Annotated in this window: 23 protein-coding genes; 7 read left to right on the top strand and 16 right to left on the bottom strand. The window is 61.7% G+C overall.

What is annotated here, in order from left to right:
* Window positions 1-14: 14 nt before the first annotated feature.
* From paaK to paaA, 9 genes are all read right to left on the bottom strand, one after another.
* Window positions 15-1,343: a phenylacetate--CoA ligase PaaK gene (gene paaK, locus KY494_RS21360; protein WP_219132940.1), complete on the bottom strand. Its 1,329-nt coding sequence runs from the start codon at window positions 1,341-1,343 to the stop codon at window positions 15-17.
* Window positions 1,344-1,411: 68 nt separating this feature from the next.
* The gene (gene paaI / locus KY494_RS21355; protein WP_219888156.1) at window positions 1,412-1,858 is read right to left on the bottom strand and encodes a hydroxyphenylacetyl-CoA thioesterase PaaI; all 447 of its coding nucleotides are present in this window, start codon (window positions 1,856-1,858) and stop codon (window positions 1,412-1,414) included.
* Window positions 1,848-3,428, bottom strand: a complete 1,581-nt coding sequence (paaH, locus tag KY494_RS21350) for a 3-hydroxyacyl-CoA dehydrogenase PaaH (protein WP_219888155.1) — start codon at window positions 3,426-3,428, stop codon at window positions 1,848-1,850. The genes paaI and paaH overlap by 11 nt, the downstream gene beginning before the upstream one ends.
* A gap of 1 nt (window position 3,429) precedes the next feature.
* Window positions 3,430-4,221: a 2-(1,2-epoxy-1,2-dihydrophenyl)acetyl-CoA isomerase PaaG gene (paaG, locus tag KY494_RS21345; protein ID WP_219888154.1), complete on the bottom strand. Its 792-nt coding sequence runs from the start codon at window positions 4,219-4,221 to the stop codon at window positions 3,430-3,432.
* Between the two features lie 129 nt (window positions 4,222-4,350).
* Window positions 4,351-5,430, bottom strand: coding sequence for a 1,2-phenylacetyl-CoA epoxidase subunit PaaE (gene paaE, locus KY494_RS21340; RefSeq protein WP_219888153.1), 1,080 nt, complete (start codon window positions 5,428-5,430; stop codon window positions 4,351-4,353).
* Between the two features lie 40 nt (window positions 5,431-5,470).
* Complete coding sequence (gene paaD / locus KY494_RS21335) at window positions 5,471-5,986, bottom strand: 1,2-phenylacetyl-CoA epoxidase subunit PaaD (RefSeq protein WP_219888152.1); 516 nt, start codon at window positions 5,984-5,986, stop codon at window positions 5,471-5,473.
* An 11-nt stretch (window positions 5,987-5,997) separates the two neighbouring features.
* Complete coding sequence (gene paaC / locus KY494_RS21330) at window positions 5,998-6,750, bottom strand: 1,2-phenylacetyl-CoA epoxidase subunit PaaC (RefSeq protein ID WP_219888151.1); 753 nt, start codon at window positions 6,748-6,750, stop codon at window positions 5,998-6,000.
* Between the two features lie 14 nt (window positions 6,751-6,764).
* Window positions 6,765-7,049 carry a 1,2-phenylacetyl-CoA epoxidase subunit PaaB gene (gene paaB, locus KY494_RS21325; protein WP_034746356.1) on the bottom strand — a complete coding sequence of 95 codons (285 nt, stop codon included), beginning with the start codon at window positions 7,047-7,049 and terminating at the stop codon, window positions 6,765-6,767.
* 28 nt (window positions 7,050-7,077) lie between these two features.
* The gene (gene paaA, locus KY494_RS21320) at window positions 7,078-8,067 is read right to left on the bottom strand and encodes a 1,2-phenylacetyl-CoA epoxidase subunit PaaA (protein WP_219132666.1); all 990 of its coding nucleotides are present in this window, start codon (window positions 8,065-8,067) and stop codon (window positions 7,078-7,080) included.
* A gap of 267 nt (window positions 8,068-8,334) precedes the next feature.
* Between paaA and paaX the strand changes: the two genes are divergently transcribed.
* Entirely contained in the window at window positions 8,335-9,264 is a 930-nt protein-coding gene (gene paaX, locus KY494_RS21315; protein ID WP_219888150.1) for a phenylacetic acid degradation operon negative regulatory protein PaaX, read from the top strand.
* Window positions 9,265-9,361: 97 nt separating this feature from the next.
* On the opposite strand, the gene KY494_RS21310 is transcribed toward paaX, so the two are convergent.
* Window positions 9,362-9,616: a hypothetical protein gene (locus tag KY494_RS21310; protein WP_219888149.1), complete on the bottom strand. Its 255-nt coding sequence runs from the start codon at window positions 9,614-9,616 to the stop codon at window positions 9,362-9,364.
* Between the two features lie 141 nt (window positions 9,617-9,757).
* Between KY494_RS21310 and KY494_RS21305 the strand changes: the two genes are divergently transcribed.
* Together KY494_RS21305 and KY494_RS30050 are read left to right on the top strand one after the other, a co-directional pair.
* Window positions 9,758-10,882 carry a M14-type cytosolic carboxypeptidase gene (locus KY494_RS21305; RefSeq protein WP_219132663.1) on the top strand — a complete coding sequence of 375 codons (1,125 nt, stop codon included), beginning with the start codon at window positions 9,758-9,760 and terminating at the stop codon, window positions 10,880-10,882.
* Between the two features lie 375 nt (window positions 10,883-11,257).
* Window positions 11,258-12,967 (top strand): methyl-accepting chemotaxis protein, encoded by a 1,710-nt coding sequence (locus tag KY494_RS30050; RefSeq protein WP_219888148.1) that lies wholly within the window; start codon window positions 11,258-11,260, stop codon window positions 12,965-12,967.
* Window positions 12,968-13,007: 40 nt separating this feature from the next.
* Here the strand turns inward: KY494_RS30050 and pmbA are convergent, their stop codons facing one another.
* Window positions 13,008-14,360 carry a metalloprotease PmbA gene (gene pmbA / locus KY494_RS21295; RefSeq protein WP_219888147.1) on the bottom strand — a complete coding sequence of 451 codons (1,353 nt, stop codon included), beginning with the start codon at window positions 14,358-14,360 and terminating at the stop codon, window positions 13,008-13,010.
* Window positions 14,361-14,452: 92 nt separating this feature from the next.
* Between pmbA and yjgA the strand changes: the two genes are divergently transcribed.
* From yjgA to KY494_RS21280, 3 genes are all read left to right on the top strand, one after another.
* Window positions 14,453-15,052, top strand: coding sequence for a ribosome biogenesis factor YjgA (yjgA, locus tag KY494_RS21290; protein ID WP_219888146.1), 600 nt, complete (start codon window positions 14,453-14,455; stop codon window positions 15,050-15,052).
* A 119-nt stretch (window positions 15,053-15,171) separates the two neighbouring features.
* Window positions 15,172-15,801, top strand: coding sequence for a molybdopterin adenylyltransferase (gene mog, locus KY494_RS21285; RefSeq protein WP_219888145.1), 630 nt, complete (start codon window positions 15,172-15,174; stop codon window positions 15,799-15,801).
* Window positions 15,798-16,466 carry an alpha/beta hydrolase gene (locus KY494_RS21280; protein WP_219888144.1) on the top strand — a complete coding sequence of 223 codons (669 nt, stop codon included), beginning with the start codon at window positions 15,798-15,800 and terminating at the stop codon, window positions 16,464-16,466. Before mog ends, KY494_RS21280 begins: the two co-directional genes overlap by 4 nt.
* Window positions 16,467-16,522: 56 nt before the next feature.
* On the opposite strand, the gene KY494_RS21275 is transcribed toward KY494_RS21280, so the two are convergent.
* The 5 genes from KY494_RS21275 to KY494_RS21255 form a co-directional block, all read right to left on the bottom strand.
* Window positions 16,523-18,082, bottom strand: coding sequence for a S1C family serine protease (locus KY494_RS21275; RefSeq protein ID WP_258194360.1), 1,560 nt, complete (start codon window positions 18,080-18,082; stop codon window positions 16,523-16,525).
* Window positions 18,083-18,173: 91 nt separating this feature from the next.
* Window positions 18,174-18,740: a carboxymuconolactone decarboxylase family protein gene (locus tag KY494_RS21270; RefSeq protein WP_219132657.1), complete on the bottom strand. Its 567-nt coding sequence runs from the start codon at window positions 18,738-18,740 to the stop codon at window positions 18,174-18,176.
* Window positions 18,740-19,588, bottom strand: a complete 849-nt coding sequence (locus KY494_RS21265) for a fumarylacetoacetate hydrolase family protein (RefSeq protein WP_096237933.1) — start codon at window positions 19,586-19,588, stop codon at window positions 18,740-18,742. The genes KY494_RS21270 and KY494_RS21265 overlap by 1 nt, the downstream gene beginning before the upstream one ends.
* A complete protein-coding gene (locus KY494_RS21260; RefSeq protein WP_219888143.1) occupies window positions 19,533-20,879 on the bottom strand; it encodes a nitrate/nitrite transporter in 1,347 nt (448 codons plus the stop codon). Before KY494_RS21260 ends, KY494_RS21265 begins: the two co-directional genes overlap by 56 nt.
* A gap of 2 nt (window positions 20,880-20,881) precedes the next feature.
* Window positions 20,882-22,246 (bottom strand): KamA family radical SAM protein, encoded by a 1,365-nt coding sequence (locus KY494_RS21255; protein ID WP_258194359.1) that lies wholly within the window; start codon window positions 22,244-22,246, stop codon window positions 20,882-20,884.
* A 283-nt stretch (window positions 22,247-22,529) separates the two neighbouring features.
* Between KY494_RS21255 and KY494_RS21250 the strand changes: the two genes are divergently transcribed.
* Entirely contained in the window at window positions 22,530-22,988 is a 459-nt protein-coding gene (locus tag KY494_RS21250; protein WP_071075415.1) for a cache domain-containing protein, read from the top strand.
* The last annotated feature ends 19 nt before the right edge of the window (window positions 22,989-23,007 follow it).

Here is a 23,007-nt window from a genome sequence, read left to right as displayed (position 1 = left end):
CCTTGTTCGGGCTATCAGGAGAAAATCTTCGGGCGCTGGTCAACCACGCGGCGGGCTTTGCCCGTCAGGGTGCGTTCGATGCCGGCGGCGGCCACCAGGCGCACGCGCGTGCTCACGCCCACATGCGTCTTGATGCGGTGTTCCAGCTCGCGCGCCAGGCCATCAGTCTCGCTGGCCGAAAGGGTGGCAGTAAGATCGATACGCAGCTCGGCGATCACTTCCAGTTTGTCGAGGTGGCCGTCGCGCGTGACCACCAGCTGGTATTGCGGCGCCAGCTTCGGCATTTTGAGGATCAGCTCTTCGATCTGCGTGGGGAAGACGTTCACGCCGCGGATGATCAGCATGTCGTCGGAGCGGCCCGTGATCTTGCCGATGCGGCGCATGGCCCGCGAGGTCGGCGGCAGCAAGCGGGTCAGGTCGCGCGTGCGGTAGCGGATGATGGGCAGCGCCTCTTTCGACAAGGAGGTAAACACCAGTTCGCCCTCTTCGCCGTCCGGCAGCACTTCGCCCGTTTCCGGATCGATGATCTCGGGATAAAAATGGTCTTCCCAGATGACGGGACCGTCCTTGCTTTCGATGCATTCGGACGCCACGCCAGGCCCCATCACTTCGGACAGGCCGTAGATGTCGACGGCGTCAATGCCGGCGCGCGCCTCGATTTCCGAACGCATGGCGTCCGTCCACGGTTCGGCGCCGAAGATGCCCACCTTCAGCGACGATTCAGCCGGATCGAGACCCTGGCGCGTGAATTCCTCGATGATGTTGAGCATGTACGACGGCGTGACCATGATGATCGATGGTTTGAAATCCTGGATCAGTTGCACCTGCTTTTCCGTCTGGCCGCCCGACATCGGGATGACCGTGCAGCCCAGGCGTTCGGCGCCATAGTGCGCGCCCAGGCCGCCCGTGAACAGGCCGTAGCCGTAGGAGATATGCACCATGTCGCCCGCGCGGCCGCCGCCGGCGCGGATCGAGCGCGCCACCACGTTGGCCCAGGTATCGATGTCGTTCTGCGTGTAGCCGACCACCGTGGCCTTGCCCGTGGTGCCGCTCGACGCGTGGATGCGCACCACTTGCTCGCGCGGTACGGCAAACAGGCCAAACGGGTAATTGTCGCGCAAGACTTTTTTGTCCGTGAACGGGAATTTGGCCAGGTCGGACAAGGATTTGAGATCGTCCGGATGCACGCCCGCTGCGTCAAAAGCGGCGCGGTAATGGGGCACGTTGTCATACGCGTGCTTGAGCGTCCATTTCATGCGTTCGAGCTGCAGCGCCTGCAGTTCATCCTTGCTGGCGCGCTCGATCGGCTCGAGGTCATTCGGGGCGGGAATTCGTTGGACCATCATTGTCTCCTAATTGGTTCTTTAACTATTTAAAGCTGCGGCGGCAGTTCAAGCCTGCTCTTGTATCTTCAATCGCTAATGACTTCACCCGCCACGCGGATCGACTTGCCTCGGAAGAGCGCGATGGCGCGGCCATCCTGGTTGCTGACCTTGACGTCGTAGACACCGCTCTTTCCCGCCAGCGCCTGCTCGACGGCGTGCGCCGTGAGCACGTCGCCTTCACGTCCCGGCGCCAGGTAATCGATGGTGCAGCCGGCGCCCACGGTATTCATGTTGTAGCTGTTGCAGGCAAACGCGAAGGCACTGTCGGCCAGGGCAAAGATAAAGCCGCCGTGGCAGGTCTGGTGGCCATTGAGCATGTCTGGGCGCACCGTCATCGTCATGCGCGCATGGCCGGGCCCCACGTCGGCCAGGGCGATGCCCATGGCGGCGGTGGCGTTATCGCGCGACAGCATGGAGGCGGCGGCCGCTTCGGCCAATGCCTGTGCCGTCATGTTGTGGTCTTCATTCGGCATGAAACGTCGCTCCAGTGGCAAGTTTGCGGCGCAGCAGCGGCGAGACCCGGTAGCGGTCTTCGCCATAGCCTTGCGCCAGGTGGTGCAGCACGGTCACGATGTGCTGGGCGCCGACGGCATCGGCCCAGGCCAGCGGTCCGCGCGGATAGTTGACGCCCTTCTGCATGGCGATATCGACGGCAGCCACCGTGCACACGCCCTGGTTGACGGCGTCGGCCGCCTCGTTGGCCAGCATGGCGACCGTGCGCATGACGGCCAGGCCAGGCACGTCGTCCAGGCGCGTGACGATGAAACCGGCCGCCTGGAACAGGCCGACAGTAGCCGCGTAGGCGGCATCGCTGCACTGGTCGGCACGGGCCACGGCAATGCGTTTGGCACCGGCGTAGTCGAGCGCCAGGTCGAACAGCACCGTGTCCGGATGCTGGTTGTCGTGCGCGCGCTGGGTGGCGCTGCGACCGTCGGTCAGATAAATCGCGGCGCCGTTGCAATGCAGGGCAGGTGCCTCGTCATGCGTCTGGCCTTCCTGCGTCACGCGGCGGCTGACGGTGATGCCCGCCTGCTCCAGCCGCTGCACCAGGCTGCGAATGACGCCGCTGTGGCCACGGCCATCGCCGCCGATGGCAGCCGACAGGGCGACGAATTCCGGGGTCGCTTGCGCGCTTTCCGCCTGCGCCACAGGGGCAGCGGCGCCTTCGCCGTACAGATAAAAGCCACGGCCCGATTTGCGGCCAAGGAATCCGGCGTTGACCATTTCCTGCTGCAGCACGGACGGCGTGAAGCGCGGGTCGTTGAAGTAGGCGCCGAATACGGATTGCGTGACGGAGAAATTCACGTCGTGGCCGATCAGGTCCATCAACTCGAATGGGCCCATGCGGAAACCGCCCGCTTCGCGCAGCACCGCATCGATGGTGGCGGGGTCACCCGCCTGCTCGTTCAACAGGCGCCAGCCTTCCGCATAAAACGGACGGGCGACACGGTTGACGATGAAGCCCGGCGTCGATTTCGCATGCACGGGGTTCTTGCCCCAGGCGATCGAGGTGTCGTAGACGGTGGCGGCGACCTGCTCGCTGGTGGCCAGGCCACTGATCACTTCGACCAGCGCCATCAGGGGAACGGGATTAAAGAAATGCATGCCGACCAGGCGTTCCGGATGGCGCAGCTTGGCGGCGATGGCCGTCACGGAAATCGACGAGGTATTCGTCGCCAGGATGCAGTCGTCGCTGACTAACGCTTCGAGTTCGGCGAACAGGCCGCGCTTGACGTCGAGGTTTTCCACGATGGCTTCCACCACCAGAGACGCGTCGCTCACGTCGGCCAGGCTGCCGGCCGCCTGCAGGCGCGCCGTGGCGGCCGTGGCTTCGTCAGCCGTCATACGGCCCTTTTCGGCCAGCTTCGCATACATCTTGCCGATATCGAGCAAAGCCTTGCTGACCGCTTCCGCGCGCGTGTCGTACAGTTTGACTGTGTAACCGGCGGCGGCTGCCACCTGCGCGATGCCGGCGCCCATGGCGCCGCTGCCGATGACGGCGACGATACTGTTGTTTGCCAGTTTGTTTGCCAATTCGGTCATATCAGTGTCCCTTGAATTGCGGTGCGCGCTTTTCCATGAAGGCGGCCACGCCTTCGCGGTAATCGTCGCTGTTACCGAGATCGCTCATCATGCGCGCTTCCAGCGCCAGCTGCTGCGGCAGGGTATTCGCACCGCTGGCGGCCAGCGCCTGCTTGGTGTAGGCCAGGCCCTTGGTCGGCGCACTGGCAAAATGCACGGCCAGCTTGCGCGTTTCATCCGCCAGCTGCGCATCGTCCACGCATTTCCAGATCAGGCCCCAATCTTCCGCTTTTTCGGCCGTCAGTTTTTCGCCGAGCATGGCCAGGCCCATGGCGCGCGCGGAACCGATCAAGCGAGGCAGGAAGAAGGTGCCGCCCGTGTCCGGAATCAGGCCCAATTTGCAGAATACTTCCACGAAGCTGGCCGACTTGCCGGCGATGACGATGTCGCACGCCAGTGCCAGGTTGGCGCCCGCGCCGGCGGCCACGCCGTTGACGGCGCAGATCACGGGCATAGCCAAGGCTTTCAAGGCCAGCACCAGCGGCGCATAGTTTTTTTCTACCGACTCGCCCAGATCCACGCCCTTCGAACCGGGTTCCACGGCGCGGTCGGACAGATCCTGGCCCGCGCAAAAGCCGCGGCCCGCACCCGTCAGCACGAACACGCGCACGGAACTGTCGGCATTGACTTTCGCAAGCGCGTCGCGCACTTCCTCGTGCATGGCTTGCGTAAAACTATTGAGCTTGTCGGGACGGTTCAGGGTGAGCGTCGCGATACCCTGCTCGATGGTGAAGAGGATGTTTTGGTAGGTCATGGCGTGTCTCGTATACGTTTATTTTTAACCCAGGGACAAGTAAGGTCGGTTCCTGCGGAATCGTCATTCGCCCCCAATGGGCCGAATTACCCTTAAGGTCCGACCCCGGATGTTGTTTGGGGTTTGCGACTATTCAGCCTGGTCGAAGTCGACCACCACCTTGTCGGTCAGCGGAAAACTCTGGCAACTGAGGACGAAGCCGCGCGCCACTTCGTAGTCTTCCAGCGCGTAGTTGACGTCCATTTCGACCTTGCCGTCGAGGATCTTGCAGCGGCAGGTCGAACACACGCCACCCTTGCATGAGTAGCGCATGTCCAGCCCCGCTCGCAGGCCCGCGTCGAGGATGGATTCCTTGTCCTTGTCCATCGTGAAGGTGGTGTGGTTGCCATCCATGATGACGGTCACTTCCGTTTCCCGCACCGCATCCGCAGCCAGCTGCGCACGCGGCTTATGAAAGTTTTTCGGGATGCTGGCGGCGAACAGTTCGATCTTGATGTTCTGCTTGGGCATGCCGGCCGCCTGCAGGGCGGCGGAAACACCGAGCATCATGTCTTCCGGGCCGCAAATAAACGCGTTGTCGTAGTCTTCGACACGTATCCAGTGCTGCAGGAATTGCTCGCATTTTTCCTGCGTGATGCGGCCGTTGAACAGCTCAATATCCTGCTGCTCGCGGCTCATCACGTAGACCAGGTTCAAACGCTCCAGGTACACATCCTTCAAGTCCGTCAATTCTTCCTTGAAGATGACGGAAGACGAAGCGCGGTTACCGTAGAACACAGTAAAACGGCTCAGGGGTTCCGTCAGCAGTGTCGTCTTGATGATGGAGAGGATGGGCGTGATGCCGCTGCCGGCCGCAAAGGCCAGGTAGTGCTTGCGGTTGACGCAGTCGAGCGGCACGTTGAAGTGGCCCATGGGCGGCATCACCTCGATGGTGGCGCCGGCTTTCAGTGTGTCGTTCGCCCAGGTCGAAAAGGCGCCGCCCGGTGTGCGCTTGATGGCCACGCGCAGCGTGCCGTCCTGCACCGCCGAACAGATGGAATACGAGCGGCGCACGTCTTCCGCATTGATATTGGCGCGCAGGGTCAGGTGCTGCCCCTGCTGGAAGCGGAACTGCTGCTGCAGTTCCGCTGGCACGTCGAACGTGACGGCGATGGTGTCGCGCGTTTCATTGCGCACGTTCGATACGCACAGCGGATAAAATTTACTCATGCTTCATCTCCAGTTTCTTCGGAACGTGTGCCTGATTTTTTTAGTGGCACTTGAAGTAGTCAAACGGTTCGCGGCAAGCCAGGCATTTGTACAGGGCCTTGCACGGCGTGGAGCCAAACTGGCTGGTCAGCTGCGTATGCGTGGAACCGCAGTTCGGGCAGATCACCTCCAGCGTCGGCATGGGCTGGCGCTTGACACCACCTTTCAAACCACTGATGTCGATCACCTGCTGCTGCGGCGGGGCGATGCCATAGCCTTTCAGCTTGGCCTTGCCCGCCTCGCTCATCCAGTCCGTGGTCCAGGCGGGCGCCAGCTGGTTCACCAGCGTTACCTTGGCCACGCCATGGCTGCGCAAGGCATCCGTGACGGCATCGGCGATCACCTGCATGGCCGGGCAGCCCGAATAGGTGGGCGTGATCGTCACGATGCACTCTTCGCTGCTGACCACATCGACGGCGCGCACGATGCCCAGGTCCACCACCGAAATGACGGGAATTTCCGGGTCCGGCACATCGCCCAGCCAGGCCCAGACCTGGGCGGCGTCCAGCGTTGCCATGGGCGTGTTCACTACCACTCCGCCCCGGGATAGGCGCGCTGCAGGAACTGCATCTCGGCCAGAATAAAACCCAGGTGTTCCGTGTGCGTGCCCTGCTTGCCGCCCTTTTGCATCCACGCGTCGGGCGCCGGCATGCTCAAGGTGGCTTCGGCGAAGATCTCGGCCACGTGTTCGAGGAAGGCCTGGCGCAACACGTCCGATGGCGGCGCGATGCCGGCGGCAAGCATGGCCTGGTCGACGGCGTCGTACTTGAACATCTCGCCCGTGTACATCCACAGCTTGTCGGCCGCCGCCTGCGTCTTGGCATGGCTGTCCGCCGTGCCGTCGCCGAGACGCACAATCAGGTCGCCGCTGCGGCGCAGGTGATACGTCACTTCCTTGATCGACTTCTGCGCCACTTCGACGATGCGTGGATCGCTGCATTTCGCCAGTTCCAGCAACTGGAAGTAGTGCCAGCTGTCGAAGAAGAACTGGCGCATCATGGTGTCGGCGTAATTGCCGTTCGGCTGCTCCAGCAGCAAGCAATTCTTGAAGTCGTGGGCGTCGCGCAAGAAGGCGATGTCATCCTCGTCGCGGCCCGCATTTTCCAGTTCGGCCGCATAGCTGAACCACAAGCGCGTCTGGCCCAGCAGGTCGAGCGCCACGTTGGTCAGCGCCATGTCTTCTTCCAGCGCCGGCCCCTTGCCGCACAGCTGCGACAGTTGCTGGCTGAGGATCAGGGCGTTGTCGCCCAGGCGCAGCAAGTAGTTAATCTTGTCATCCATTACAGGCGCTCCCATCACAGGTTCTTGACTTCTTCCGGCATCGGGAAGAAGGTGGGATGGCGGTACACCTTGCTGTTCGACGGTTCGAACAGGGCGCCCTTGTCGCCAGGGCTGCTGGCGACGATATCGGCCGCGCGCACCACCCAGATGCTCACGCCTTCATTGCGGCGCGTGTAGACGTCGCGCGCATGGTTGACCGCCATGGTGGCGTCGGAGGCGTGCAGGCTGCCCACATGCTTGTGCGCCAGGCCGTGCTGGCTGCGGATGAAAACTTCCCACAATGGCCATTCTTTGCTCATGTTGCTCTCCCCTATCTGTCTTATGTAATTACGCTGCTGCTTTATTAGCGGCTTGCTTGTCTGCATACGCGAGCAAGGCATCGCGGAACCATGCGCCGTCTTCATACGCTTTGACCCGCGTTTGCAGGCGCTCGCGGTTGCACGGGCCATTGCCCTTCAGGACATTGTTGAACTCGGACCAGTCGATCTCGCCGAATTCATAGTGGCCTGTTTCGGCATTGAACTTCAGGTCGGGATCGGGCACGGTCAGGCCCAGGTATTCGATTTGCGGCACGGTCTGGTCGACCATGCGCTGGCGCAATTCGTCGTTCGAGAACAGCTTGATGCGCCATTGCGCCGATTGGGCGCTGTTGACGGAGGCGGCGTCGGACGGGCCGAACATCATCAGCGATGGCCACCACCAGCGGTTCAGGGCATCCTGCGCCATGGCTTTCTGCTCTGGCGTACCCTTGCACAGCGACATCATGATGTCGTAGCCCTGGCGTGCATGGAAGGATTCTTCCTTGCAGACGCGGATCATGGCGCGCGCATACGGACCATACGAGCAGCGGCACAGGGGAATCTGGTTGATGATGGCGGAGCCGTCGACCAGCCAGCCGATGGCGCCCATGTCGGCCCACGACAGGGTGGGATAGTTGAAGATGCTGGAATACTTGGCTTTGCCCGAGTGCAAGGCAGCGAGCAGATCGTCGCGCGACACGCCCAGGGTTTCCGCGGCGCTGTACAGGTACAGGCCGTGACCGGCTTCGTCCTGGATCTTCGCCAGCAGGATGGACTTGCGTTTCAGGGTCGGTGCGCGCGTGACCCAGTTACCTTCGGGCAATTGACCGACGATTTCCGAGTGCGCATGCTGCGAAATCTGGCGGATCAGGGTCTTGCGGTAAGCGTCCGGCATCCAATCCTTGGCCTCGATCTTGATGCCTTCGTCGATGCGCGCCTGAAAAGCGCGCTCTTCCTGGCCCATGTCGTCGATGGAGCGGACGTTCTTGAGGCCGGTTTCAACCATTTGTGCGTACATGATCTGTCTCCCATGTCTTTGATTTTGCGCAGCAACGCGGTGCGATGAACAGATAATACGATACAAAAAACGATTTGCATACACTTGATGTGAGTCATTTTAAAAATTCGTATCTTGTGCAGCTTTTTTGTGCGTATGATATTGCTTATGAGAAAACACTACGAAGTGCCACCAGCGCTTCCGGCAAATTATTGACGCGCTACCCGCGCAGCCAAGTAAACTGCTGCTTTTATTGAATCGACCGCAACACGGCCAGACCGGAACCACATGAAGAACACCCGCTGCACGGCATGGATAGCCGATTTCCTGGAAAGCGACCCACCGCGCTCAAAGTCCCTGGTGATGACGATTTTCGGCGACGCCATCGTGCCGCGCGGCGGCGCCATCTGGCTGGGCAGCCTGATCGACCTGCTGGCACCGTTTGGCGTGAATGACCGCTTGCTGCGCACCAGCGTGTTCCGCCTGGCGCAGGAGGGCTGGCTCAGCTCGCAACGCGACGGCCGCCGCAGCGCCTATACGATACGCCCGGAAGCGCTGGCCCGCTTCGAACGCGCCTATCGCCGCATCTATGCGCCGCTGGTCGTGCACTGGGATGGCAGCTGGACCCTGGTGATCGGGCCGGCCGGCAGCATCGGCGCCGCCGAGCGGGGGGCGCTGCGCAAGGAATTATTGTGGGCTGGCTATGGCTTGATCTCTCCCGGCATCTTTGGCCATCCAGCCAGCAACTCGGAGGCGCTGGAAGACATCCTCGTGCGCAACGAGGTACAGGGCAAGCTGTATGTTTGCCACACGACAGAGTTGCCGGATGTCAGCACACGCCCGCTGCGCGACATGGTGGGCGAATGCTGGGACTTGTCGGAAGTGATGGCCGGCTACGAAAAATTCATCGCCAGCTTCCAGCCCCTGCTGACCTTGCTCCAGCAGGAACCCGTGTTCGATGCGGAGCAAGCGTTTGTCATCCGCTCGCTGCTGACGCACGCCTACCGCCGCGTGCAATTGCACGACCCGCAACTGCCCGTCGAACTGCTGCCCGAACCGTGGCCCGGCACGCAAGCGTATGCGCTGGCGCGCGACCTGTACCGCCTCACCCATGCGGCGGCCGAGGAACATATCCTGGCCACCCTGCGGCGCGAGGATGAGCAGGCGCCGGACGTGGAGCCGTGGTTCTACGAACGTTTTGGCGGCCTGACTAATTAAACGCCTGAAAAATGTTCAGGGCCAGGCGCGTGGCCGCAGGCAGTACGACTAGTACGCCAAGGCAACGCAACGCCGCCATGGACATTTTCTCAGACGTTCACTGCTTCGCCACCACCTGCTTCGCCCCTGCCAGCAAATCCTGCCCCAGCTTTTCCAGCGCATTGGCCTGCACCAGCATGGTGTCGAGGATGGCGACGTTGAAGGTGAACTCGGCCGGCGTGGTATAGCCGGGAAAACGTATGATGCGCAGCAATTCCTGCAAAGTCGTGCCCTTGCCCAGGTGCGCCAAGGCGTCGCTGAGGGCGCTGATTTTCTTTTCCAGGTCGCGTATGTGGTTGCTATGGTCGTCCATGATGCTCTCCCCGTGTTGGAGCTATCACGTTAGCAAAGCATGTCCCGCGTCGTTTGCGCCAGCACAAAGGCGCGACTAAAACAGGTATCATCGCGCCATTGCACACGATGCAAAACCCATATGTTTTTATCAGGAACACTCATGACCATTAAAATCAGCCAGCAATTCGACGCCGGCGCGATCGAGGTGCTGCGCGCCGACGATGCCCAATCCATCGAGCTGAACATCCGCAAGGATTCCCACGCCGACATCACGCAGTGGTTTTATTTCCGCCTGCAAGGCGCGCAAGGCGAGGCGTGCACGATCCGCTTCATGAATGCAGGCAAGTCGGCCTACCCGGACGGCTGGAAAGACTACCAGGCCGTCGCCAGCTATGACCGCGAAACCTGGTTCCGCGTGCCAACCAGCTTTGACGGCACGGTGATGACCATCGCACACACCCCCGAGGAAGAAAGCGTGTACTACGCCTACTTCGAGCCATACCCATGGGATCGCCACCTGGCCCTGATCGACAGCGCGCAAGCGTCGCCGCTGGTGCGCCTGATCGACCTGGGCAGCACGGTGGAAGGGCGCGACATGAACCTGCTGGTGGTCGGCGACGCCGATGCCGAGAAGAAAGTCTGGGTCATCGCGCGTCAGCATCCGGGCGAAACGATGGCGGAATGGTTTGTCGAGGGCATGCTCGAAGCATTGCTGGACCAGGCCAATCCGTTTGCCCGCCAATGCCTGCAAGACGCCGTCTTCTACGTGGTGCCGAACATGAACCCGGACGGTTCCGTGCATGGCAACCTGCGCACCAACGCGGCCGGCGCTAACCTGAACCGTGAATGGATGACGCCGACGATGGAACGCAGCCCGGAAGTATTCCTGGTGAAACAGAAAATGCATGAAATCGGCTGCGATCTGTTCCTCGACGTACATGGCGACGAAGGTCTGCCTTACGTGTTCGTCGCCGGCAGCGATGCGCTGGAAAATTTCACGCCAGCACAAAAGGCAGAGCAAGACCGCTTCATCGCCGACTTCAAGGTGGCCAGCCCCGACTTCCAGGATGAGCACGGCTATGAAGACGGTCCGTTCACGCCGGAAGTGCTGACCATGGGTTCGCCCCACATCACGCACGCCTTCGGCTGCCTGGCACTGACCCTGGAACTGCCGTTCAAGGACAATGCCAACGATCCCGACCCACAAACGGGCTGGAGCGGCGCCCGCAGCGCCGCCCTGGGCGCGGCCGTACTGCAGCCTATCCTGTCCACCTTGCGCGCCTGAGCATCAGGGCCGGACCGGCCCGCGTAAGCCCGATGCCCCGCACGCCGGGGCATTTTTATGCCCGCACTGCAAGCGTTGCTGAGCGAACGATTTTTTTTCAGAACGTCTTGCCTAGTAGAAATTATCGTCCTACACTCAACAACAGAATCAGACCGTGCCACGCTGCGCGGCCCCGCAAGAATACGCCACCGGGTGGGTCGCCATGACTTCCCGGCCACCAGAAATACGCATCCACGGCCCCATACCTGCCGAGCTAGCTCTCTGTAAGAAAAAACGACCGCATCGGCATCGTGCCGCAGCGCGCCTGCCCATCTGGCGGGTGCGTGTACACATGCTGCCGGGCGCTTCCCGCATGTCGCCGAGGATGGATTACCTATGTCCAAGCTTAAAATCAGTACCTGTCTGGCCTTCAGTTTCGGCCTGATCATTGTCCTGCTTGCCATGGTGGCATTTGTTTCCGTGAGCCGCATCCGCAACATCAATGCCTCGACGGAAAAAATCCTCAATGACCGCTATGTCAAGGTCATGCTGTCGAATACGATACAGTCCGAGATCAATATCCAGGCCCGCCTGCTGGGCAACGCGATCATCGGCGCCAACGATGCCGACGAAGTCAGCAGTGCCGTGGCCAAGATTCAGGCATCGGTCAAAAAGAACCTGGAACTGCTGGCGCGCCTGAAAACCCTGATCAACACGTCCAAGGGCCAGGAACTGCTCCAGGCCGTGATGACCAGCCGCGAAAGCTATGCCAGGACGCGCGATGCGAATATCAAATTGTTGCAAGAGGGAAAAACCGAAACGGCCGGCATCTTCCTGCTGACGCAGCTGCGCTATCCACAAGAAAAATTCCTGACGGCGCTGGCGGCCATGGCCGGCTTCCAGGAATCGCTGATGGCAGCCGAAGGCAAGCAAGCTCTCGCCGACGGGCGTCTGGCCATCATCCTGTCCCTGTCCCTGTCGCTCGCCGCGACGGCCATTGCCATCGCGCTGGCCGTCCTGATCAGCCGCTCGATCAGTCGGCCCATCGCCGAAGCCGTCAAGGTGGCGCAACGCGTGGCATCTGGCGACCTGTCGGGCAGCATCGACGCGCGCGGCAATGATGAAACGGGCCTGCTGCTGCGCGCCCTGAAAGAAATGAACGACAATCTGCAAGGCATCGTGGCCCGCGTGCGCCATGGCACGGATGCCATCGCCCATGGCTCGCGTGAAATCGCCTCCGGCAATATGGACTTGTCCTCGCGCACGGAACAACAAGCCAGCTCGCTGGAAGAAACGGCCTCGTCGATGGAAGAACTGACGTCGACCGTCAAGCAGAATGGCGAAAACGCACGCCAGGCCAACCAGATGGCGCAATCGGCCTCCAGCGTGGCCAGCAAGGGCGGCCAGGTGGTGGCGGAAGTGATCACGACCATGGATTCGATCAATGCCTCGTCGAAGAAAATCGTCGACATCATCGGTGTTATCGACGGTATTGCCTTCCAGACCAATATCCTGGCCCTGAATGCGGCCGTGGAGGCGGCCAGGGCGGGCGAACAGGGTCGCGGCTTTGCCGTGGTGGCCACGGAAGTGCGCAACCTGGCGCACCGCTCCGCCGCCGCCGCCAAGGAAATCAAGATCCTCATCGACGACTCCGTGCAGCAGGTTAATCTCGGCAGCAACCTGGTGAACCAGGCGGGCAGTACCATGGAAGAGATCGTCAGCAGCGTGCGCCGCGTCACGGACATCATGGCCGAGATCACGTCCGCCAGCAACGAGCAGGAAGCGGGGATTGAACAGATCAACCAGGCCATCACGGAAATGGATGCCGTGACACAGCAAAATGCCGCCCTCGTGGAAGAAGCCGCCGCCGCGTCAGAAGCGTTGCAGGATCAGGCCGGCATCCTGGCCGAAGCCGTCAGCGTGTTCAAGCTCGACGGCACGCAGGCGCTGCCGCCGGTTCCGGTTCCGGTTCCGGCCCCAGCCATCCGCGCACCAGCGAAGCCTGCCGCCGCGCCACGCGTCACGGTCACTGCCACTGCCGCCAGGAAAGCAGGCAAGGTGGTCGCGCATGCCGCAGTCACCGAGACCGAGTGGGAAGAGTACTGAGGCACCGCTTGCAGCAGGCGCACCGCCATAGGCCTGCGCCTCAGCCGCCCGCCACCACCATGCTCTCGATGAGGATGGAACCGGTCTCTTTGGTGCCACGGCGCAGCACGTCGGCGCCCACGGCGACGATGTTGCGCAGCATGTCCTTCATGTTGCCGGCGATGGTGATTTCTTCCACCGGATACTGAATCACGCCATTTTCCACCCAGAAACCGGAGGCGCCGCGCGAATAGTCGCCCGTCACGTAATTGGTTCCTTGCCCCATCAGTTCCGTCACCAGCAAGCCCGTGCCGAGTTTTTTCAGCATGGCACTAAAATCGTCGCTAGCGGCCGTCTGGGACGAGGTCAGGTACAGATTGTGCGAGCCGCCCGCGTTGCCCGTCGTCTGCATGCCCAGCTTGCGGGCCGTGTAAGTCGACAGGAAATAGCCTTGCACCACGCCATCCTTGACGACGTCTCGGCTGACGGTTTTCACGCCTTCCTCGTCGAATGGCGCGGAACCGACGCCACCGATCACGTGCGGATCTTCAAAGATCTGCACGTGCGAGGGCAGCACTTGCGTACCCAGGGAATCGATCAGGAAAGTGGATTTGCGGTACAGGGCGCCGCCCGAGGTCGCTTGCACATAGGTACCCAGCAAACCGGCCGCCAGCGGCGCCTCGAACAGCACGGGACAGGTGCGCGTGCCCAGCTTGCGCGCATTCAGGCGCGACAGGGCGCGTTCGGCGGCGTAGCGGCCGATGGCTTCCGGACTCGACATTTTCGAGGCGTCGCGCACGGACGAATACCAGTCGTCGCGCTGCATCTTGGCGCCCTTGCCCGCGATGGGCGCCACGGACAGGGTGTGACGGGAAAACGGGTAGCCGCCGATGAAGCCGCGCGAATTGGCGGAAACAAAGTGCGATTGCTGCACATGCACGCCCGCGCCTTCGCTGTTCGTGATGCGCGGGTCGACGGCAAACGCGGCCGCTTCTGCCCGCTGGGCCAGCACGACGGCTTCCTCGGCGGAAATCAGCCAGGGATAGAACAGTTGCAAGTCGCGGGGGGACATTTCCAGCATGTCGGCGTCGGCCAGGCCCGCGCAATCGTCCTCGGCCGTGAAGCGGGCGATATTGTAGGCGGCGTCCACCGTGGCGCGCAGGGCGGACGGCGAAAAGTCGGAGGTGCTGGCATTGCCGCGTTTCTTGCCGACAAACACGGTCACGCCCATGCCCTTGTCCTTGTTTTGCTCGATCGTCTCGATCTTGCCTTTTCGTACAGACACGGACAGGCCACCGCCTTCGCTAACTTCAACGGCTGCGTCGGTGCCGCCCGCTTCCCGCGCAAAAGACAACACATCACGGGCCAGTTGCTGCAATTGCTCTTGACTATGGGTAAATACGGAGTCGTTCATGCGCTGTTTTCTTCGGAAAGCCGCTAAAAAGGGTATCATAGCAGTCGTTTACAGTTTACAGGTGCGGCCTACGCGGCCAATCCCGCCTTATCATGCCAAATCCAAACCGGGGAGCTTGCGGCTTCCAATCCACCGAATTCGAACAGGAATATGAACGTCCGTCGAAGTCGGAACTCAAGCGTCAGATGACCGTCCTGCAAAAGATGGGGGAAGAACTCGTCAATGAAGCACGCGACCGCGTCAAGCGCGTCCCAATGCCGGAAGACGTGCGCGACGCCATCCTCGAATGCCAGATGATCCGCGATCACGAAGGCCGCCGCCGCCAGCTGCAATACGTGGGCAAGAAAATGCGCACCCTGGATGAAGAAGAAGTTGCCGCCATCCAACGCACCATCGATAGCTGGAAAGGCTTGTCTAAAGCCGACACGGCCAATATGCACGCGATGGAACGCCGCCGCGACAAGCTGTTGACGGACGACAAGGCGCTGACCGTCTTGCTGTCGGAAAACCCGGAACTGGACGTGCAGCACCTGCGCACCCTGATCCGCAATGCCCGCAAGGAGCAGGCCGAGAACAAGCCGCCAAAAGCCTACCGTGAAATCTTCCAGATCTTGAAAGAGATCGCCAAGAAGAAAAACGGCGGCAAGAAAGATGCCGACGAAGATGGCGTTGAAGGCGAAGACGACGAGTAAACCCCACATGCAAAAGCCGGGGTCGGACCCTCAGGGTCCGACCCCAGTCTTTGCTTAGGGTTGGGAAAAAACCGGGAGCCAACCCGGTTTTTTGGTTTTTACGACATAACAGGTACCGCATGACCACTCTCGAAGACGAATTGATTATCGGCCTCGTGTCGATCTCGGACCGCGCCAGCGGCGGCGTGTATGAAGACCAGGGCATCCCGGCCCTGGAAAGCTGGCTGGCCGCCGCCATCCGTACGCCTTTCCGCCTGGAAAAACGGCTGATCCCGGACGAGCGCTCGCAAATTGAAAACACCCTGATCGACATGGTCGACCTGAGCCACTGCCATCTGATCCTGACGACGGGCGGCACGGGCCCGGCGCGGCGCGATGTGACGCCGGACGCGACCTTGTCCGTCGGGACCAAGGAAATGCCCGGTTTCGGCGAACAGATGCGCCAGATCAGCCTGCAATTCGTGCCGACGGCGATCTTGTCGCGCCAGGTGGCCGTGATCCGCGAGACGCCCGAGCGCGCTTGCCTGATCATGAACTTGCCGGGCCAGCCGAAAGCCATCAAGGAAACCCTGGAAGGCTTGAAAGACGCCGCTGGCGTGCAACTGGTCAACGGCATCTTTGCCGCCGTGCCGTATTGCATCGACCTCATCGGAGGTCCCTACATGGAAACCGACCCGGCCCTCTGCAAGGCCTTCCGTCCCAAATCGGCGCTGCGTCCGGCGCAACCCCTACCTGAGGAAAATACATGAGCACCTTGCTGGAAACCATACAACTCGACAGCGCACCGAACCCCACCGTTTCCATCATCTGGATGCACGGCCTGGGCGCCGACGGCAACGACTTCGTGCCCCTGGTGAAGGAACTCGATTTGCGCGGCTGCCCCGCCATCCGCTTCATCTTCCCCAGCGCCGGCACCATGCCCGTCACCATCAACAACGGCTACGTGATGCGCGCCTGGTACGACATCCGCGAAAATGACCTGGTGCGCCGCGAAGACGAAGGCGGCTTGCGCGCCTCGCAGGCACAAGTCGAAGCGCTGATCGCGCGCGAAAAGGCGCGCGGCATTCCCGCCAGCCGCATCATCCTGGCCGGTTTCTCGCAAGGCTGCGCCATGACCCTGCAAACGGGCTTGCGCCACGCGGAACCGCTGGCTGGCCTGATGTGCCTGTCCGGCTACCTGCCGCTGGCCGACAAGACGGCGCTTGAACGCACGCCAGCCAGCCTGGAAACACCGATCTTCATGGCGCACGGCACGGCCGACCCCGTGGTGCCGATCGCCCGCGCGCAGCAGTCGCGCGATTTGCTCACAGGCATGGGTTACAAGGTGGAATGGCACGAGTACATGATGCAGCACTCGCTGTGCCAGGAAGAGATCGACGCGATTGGCGCGTGGCTGAAAAAAGTATTGGCTTAAAGTAAAACAGGCGCGGTGTGCGCCGCGCCTGTTGTCAAACGGAACGCCGGGAACGATCAGTTCGCCGGCGTTTTTGCATTCCATATTTTCAACATGTCGGCCGATGCTTCCGAACGGATGCCGTTGTCCGTCAGCACCGATTCCGTCGCCGCCAGCATATCCTTGCGGGGTACGACGACCATTTCCGCATCGCGCTGCTGGAAGCGGAACGTCAGCAATTCATCCGTCTGGTCGCGCAGCAAGGTCACCAGGTGCGCCAGGCTGCGCACGCGCACGCCATTGACGGAATCGACGACCGAGAAGAAACGGGTACTGTAACCATTCATCAGCTTGTGCGGGAAGAACGGCGCGGCGATCACCACCAGCTCTTCGCGTTCGCTATCGGGCGCATCGCCGCGCCGCGTGACCAGCGGGTTGCCGGCAAAACTCATGCCGCCCAACATTGCCGGGTTGCTATTTGGCGCAGCCATGAATTCCGTGCTGGCGCGCGAAAACACCATCGGGCCGAAAATGAAATAGGATGGGTAATTGCCCTGCAAGCCGCTGATGAGCATCGGGTGCGCCGCCGAGACGGGTACCTTGATTTTCACGGGCGCGCCCTGGCGCACCACCGTCAACGGCAATTCGCCGTCTTTCGCCAGTTGCTGCACCCGGTACTGGAAGCGTACGCGGCTGTTGGCATTCAGCTTGACCATGCCCTGGTTGTCGATAGGAAAATCACCGATATGCGTGATGACATCCCACTCCTTGAGCGGATAGGCGGCATCCTTGCTGGCCGGCGTCATCACGACGGCGCCCTCGACACCCTTGGCCAGCTTCAGGTAGGTGCGCAGCGCGGGATTTTCCAGCGTTTGCGTCACGTCGCGCATGGCCGGCTTGCCCTTGGGCGCGCCGCTTTCCTGGTCGCGCAGGAACAGCTCGATTTCCTCGTTGGGGATGATGTAGCCGATGTTTTGCGCATTGAGCATGCCGGCAAAGGCCAGGCCGATCATCTTGTCGCCCGCAATCACGGGGCCGCCGCTATTGCCCGGGTTGATGGCAGCATCGATCTGGATGCGCAGGCCGGACACGGGGAAGTTATAGCGCACGAATTCGATGCGCGACACGATGCCCTTGGTGATCGACAGCGAGGTGCCGCCCGTCGGATAGCCATACGCCAGCACGGCATCGCGCACGTCCGGCAAGACGTTGGCGCGCGGCACCGCTTTGTGGCTGGCGAAAAAACTGTCATCGTCGATTTTCAGCAAGGCCAGGTCCATGCCGCGCGAAATGGCCAGCACGGTCGCCGGTATCTTGTCGCCCGCGCCATTGGCCTGGATCTGCACCTGGCTGGCATAGCCGACCACGTGCGCATTGGTGAGGATGCGGCGGCCTTCGATGACGACGCCGGAGCCTGTCACCTCTTGCGGCGCGGCCTTGCTCCAGGGTTTATAGGGGTCCGGCCCGCGCAGGGTGGAAAACACCTTGACGACGGAATTTTCCAGCGCGGAAGCGCTGGCGCTAGCCGTAGCGGCGGTCTCTGCGGCCAGCGCCCGCAGCGTCATCAAGGGACAAAAAGAAAGGGCCAGCGCCAGGAAGGCGCGGCCCATCAGGGTGAAGCACGGACGAGTTTTCATTGAGCTTGTTGGCAATGGAAGGGAAGCAAAATTATATATTGAATAATTGCAACTTCATTACACTTTGTCCATCTTTGCCCGAAGAACTCTTCTAATCGGGCAAAGGCGTGACGCCCAAGGCTGGCACCGCCGTCTGCGCCCCGTTCATCACCATGGCGAGGAAAGTGTAATAGCCATTGATACCCATCAAGTCGACCACGCCGTGCTCGCCGAACAGCGCCAGCGCACGCGCATACGTGGCGTCGCTGACGCGCTTGTTCTGCTGCAACTCGATGCAAAAGTCGTGCACGGCTTGCTCGTCTTCCTTCAGGGAAAGCGGCGCGCGGCGCGCCGCGATGGCGTCCACGGCCGCCTGCGCGATGCCGTTCTGCACGGCCAGCGGCGCGTGGATGGCCCACTCGACTTGCTGGTCCCACTGGCGCGCCGTCACCAGGATCGCCAGCTCGGACAGGCGCGTGCCGATGGCGCTGCGGTAGCGCAAATACTCGCCCATGCGCTGCGCCGTTTCCATCAGCTCCGGGCTGCGGATCAGCGGCACGAAGGGGCCGTACAGCGCGCCGCGCGGACCATCGATGATGGCTTGCGCGGCGGCGCGCTGCTGCGGGTCGAGCCGGTCCAGCGGCAGCGCGGGCAAGCGGTCGATATCGCTACCGGCCATCAGGCAGTCCAGGCGACCACGTCCTGCTGCTGTTCACCGAGGCCGGGGATGCCCAGGCGCATGCTGTCGCCTTTTTTGAGGAAGCGCTGCGGCTTGCGGCCCTGGCCCACGCCCGGCGGCGTGCCCGTGGCGATGACGTCGCCCGGTTCCAGGGTCATGAATTGCGACAGGTAGCTGACGATCTGCGCCACCGTGAAGATCATGGTTTGCGTATTGCCGGTCTGCATGCGCTTGCCGTTCACTTCCAGGTACAAGTCCAGGTCTTGCTCGTCGATGACTTCATCGCGCGTCACCAGCCACGGGCCGATGGGGCCGAAGGTGTCGCAGCCCTTGCCCTTATCCCATTGACCGCCCCGCTCCAGCTGGAACGAGCGCTCGGAAATATCGTTGACGACGCAATAGCCGGCCACGTATTTCAAGGCGTCCTCTTCGCTCACGTACTGTGCGCGCGTGCCGATGACGACGCCCAGTTCCACTTCCCAGTCCGTCTTTTTCGAGCCTTTCGGCAACACGACATTGTCGTCCGGACCGTTCAGGCAAGTAATCGCCTTCATGAAGACGATCGGTTCGGCGGGAATCGGCATGCCCGATTCGGCCGCGTGATCCGCGTAATTGAGGCCGATGCCGATGAATTTGCCGACCTTGGCCAGCGGCACGCCGAAGCGTGGATTGCCGCGCACCAGGGGCAAGGTCTTTTCGTCGAGCTTGGCCAGCTTGCGCAAGGCCTTGTCGGACAGTTGTGCGCCGTCAATATCGGCAATCACGCCGGACAGGTCGCGCAGTTTGCCTTCTTCATCGATCAGGCCCGGTTTTTCCTTGCCTGGACGTCCATAACGAACGAGTTTCATAGTCTTCCTTGGAGTTGATCATTGCCGCTGTGCAGGCCGCCATTTTACCGGATGGCCCGGCGCGCCTGTAGCGGTGAATGAAAAACATCACAAGTCCCGGCAGTTGCAAGGCCGCCAGCACGCCAAACGCCACCTGGTACGCTTGCGGCGGGTACTGCTGCAAGCTGTTCAGGGGCCAGCAGCCGAGGAGCAGGCCAAAGCCCGCCTGCACCAGGAAGGCGCCCGTAAAAATGAGCAGATTCAAACAGGTGGCCGCCGTGCCCGTCAGGCTGGCCGGCATGCTTTGCGCGACGATCGCATACTCGAGGCCCGTCACCGTGCCCAGCAAGGTAAACAGCACGGACAGCATGGGCAGGCTGGGCACGACGTTACACGCCATCGCCACTTGCACGGCGACAAACAGGACGATACCGGCGGCCGCCACTTGCATGGGCGCAATGCCGCGCCGCCCGGCCCACTCCGTCAGCATGCCCATGCCGATGGCGCCGAAGATGACGGCCGCCATGCCCAGGTACAACAAATACGCGACATTGTCATCGGACAAGCCGCCCACGTCGGCCAGCCAGCGCCCCACCCATAGACCCTGCACGCCAAAGAACACCGTGTGCGGCAGCAGGATCAGCGCGATGGTGCGGCGAAAGCCGGGATCGCGGTACACGCTCCAGACGCTGACCTTGCTCACCGGGTGCGCGGTGGCGGGCGTGGGCATGGCCGGCGACAGCAGGCGGATCAGCAAGCCGACGGCCAGCACCGCCAGCGCCAGGCCCAGGAACACGCCGCGCCAGTCCGTGTAGTGCAGGGCCAGCTTGACGGGCGTGGTGGCCGTGGCCGCGCCCAGGCCGCCCACGGCGATCAGGTAACCATGCACGGAAGGCAGGCGAGCTGGCGCGATGGCGCACGAGATCGCTTTCACGGCGGCCATGAAACAGCCGCCCAGGCCTGCCCCCATCAGGGCGCGTGCCCACATCAGCTCGGCAAAGCTGTGACCGCGACTGAACAGCCATACACCCAGGGCCGCCAGCGCCAGCAGCCACAGTTGCACCGTGCGGGAACCGTAGCGGTCGAGCGCCATGCCGATCGGTAGTTGCACCAGCGCAAAGGCGAGAAAAAAGGCGCTGGTCAGCAGGCCCAGCTGCGCTGGCGTCAGGGCAATGGCACCCAGCAATTGCGCCGTCAGCACGGCATTCACGCCGCGCAGCAGGCACGACAGGTAATGCCCGAGCGCGAACGGCAGGAACACCAGGCAAAACACGGCTACGCCGGAACGGGAAGAGGCGCCGGCGCCGTGCATGCTCAGGCGGCCTGTGCCAGGCGGATGATTTTGTGCGGCAACTGCGGCACAGGTTCATCCGTCTCGAAGAAGAATTTATCGTGGCCGAACGCGGGCTTTAAATCGTCCATCCACGTCGCTTCCGCATCGAACTTCGCATAAAACGGCCGGCGCACCCAATCCGGATTGCGCGCCTGCAAAAATTGCAGGGCAAACAGTTTTTCGCCATTGATGCTGACGATGCCATCGATGACGATCTTGCCGGGAAACGCGCTCATGGAGGGCCCGCGCACCGTGCGCGACAGGCCGGACACCATCTGGTAGGCGGCCTGGAAAATCTCGTGCGCCTTCGCCAGCGGTAACTCGAAATAGCCGCGCGGCCCCGTGTCCCGTTCGACAAACATGTAATACGGAATCGCTCCCAGGCGCGTGCCCGTCTGCCACAGCTCGGCCCAGCTAGCCGGGTCTTCATTGATATGGCGGATCAGCGGCCCCTGCATGCGCAAGGTGGCGCCCGTGGAGACGATGCGTTTCACCGCTTGCTGCGCGATGTCCTGGCGCAACTCGACGGCGTGGCTGTAATGGCCCATCACGGCCAGGTTCTTGCCCGCCTTGACGATGCGCTCGAACAGGCGCAGCAAATCATCCGCATCGCGGTCGGAAACAAAACGCTGCGGCCAATACGCCACCGCCTTGGTGCCGATGCGAATGTTCTGGATGTGTTCCAGGCCCGGCGCCAGCAGCGGCTCCAGGTAGGCAGCCAGTTGCCGCGTGTTCATGATCATCGGGTCGCCGCCCGTGATCAGCACATCCGTCACTTCCGGATGCAGTTTCAGGTAGGCGGCCAGCTCATGCGACTCGCGCGCATCGAATTTCATGTCGTCCATGCCGACGAACTGGGGCCAGCGGAAGCAGAAGGTGCAATACGCGTGGCACGTCTGGCCTGCGCTGGGGAAAAACAGCACCGTCTGCGCATACTTATGCTGCAAGCCGCGCACGGGCGCATCGTTGACCTTCGGCACGTTATGCGTCATCTGGCCGGCCGGATGGGGATTCATGCCCAAGCGCAAGCCATGCACATAGGCATCGATGGCCGCCTTGTCCCGCTGCACCAGCACCAGGTCGCGCAAGTGCGCGTACTGCTCGGGCGGCAGCATATCGCGGTGGGGAAAGACGAGGCGGTAGATGGGGTCGTCAGGGATGTTGTTCCAGTCGATCAACTGGTCAAGCACATAGGCATTGGTGCGAAACGGCAAGACGTGCGACACCACCTGCACGGCTTCGCGTTGCTCTTCCGGCAGCCATTCCCACTGCCGCGCCTGATGAATGGTTTGCCGCGTATACGGCTTGAACTTGGGTGAAAACGGCTCGGTAATGAGTGCGGACACGATCGGCTCCTTGCCAGTAAATAGCGATAACTTTCATGAAATTGACCGTATATCGGCCAATTCCAGCCTCTTCCCCCCACAGGCCATGCCAGCTCGGCATGCTGTGAAAGTCATCATAGTTCTTGCCACCTGGAACCAAATTGCTACACATCAACAAGCATTCCGATACGTTGTTCGCTGCCTACAAGCAACACCTTAGTTTGTTCCATCGCAATTTGATGGGTCCGTCGACGACGTAAATTACGGCTTGGCAATACATCCCTCGATATCACAAGGAGCTGTCATGAAACGCTTATTCACGGGTAGCCTGCTGTGCCTGGCATTTGCCGGCGGCAGCGTCAATGCCGCCGTCGAACCAACGGAAAAAGACGCCATCGCCATGGCCGAACGGGGCGCCGCCTTCATGAAGGCGCATGGCAAGGAAGAAATGATGAAGAAAATCACGGCGAAAGACCCCGACTTCGTGCAGGGCTCGCTGTATGTGGACATGCGTGACATCAAGACGGGCATCGTGCTGGCCCACCCCATCAATCCATCCATCGTGGGCAAGGATTTGACGGATGTGCCTGATGCGAATGGCAAGAAATATCGCCGTGAAATCATTGAGCTGGCACAAAAGCAGGGCAAGGGCTGGGTCGACTACCAGTACAAAAATCCTACCAGCGGCAAGATCGAGCCGAAGACCACGTACATCCTGCGCGTCAACGACGTGGTGCTGGAAGCGGGGATCTACAAAAAATAAGGCAACGGCGGCGTACACG

Origin of the sequence: Janthinobacterium sp. PAMC25594, assembly GCF_019443505.1 — a bacterium.
Lineage (GTDB): Bacteria > Pseudomonadota > Gammaproteobacteria > Burkholderiales > Burkholderiaceae_D > Janthinobacterium.
The sequence above is the reverse complement of the archived record's forward strand: the minus strand, read 5'-3'. Positions and strand labels throughout refer to the sequence as shown.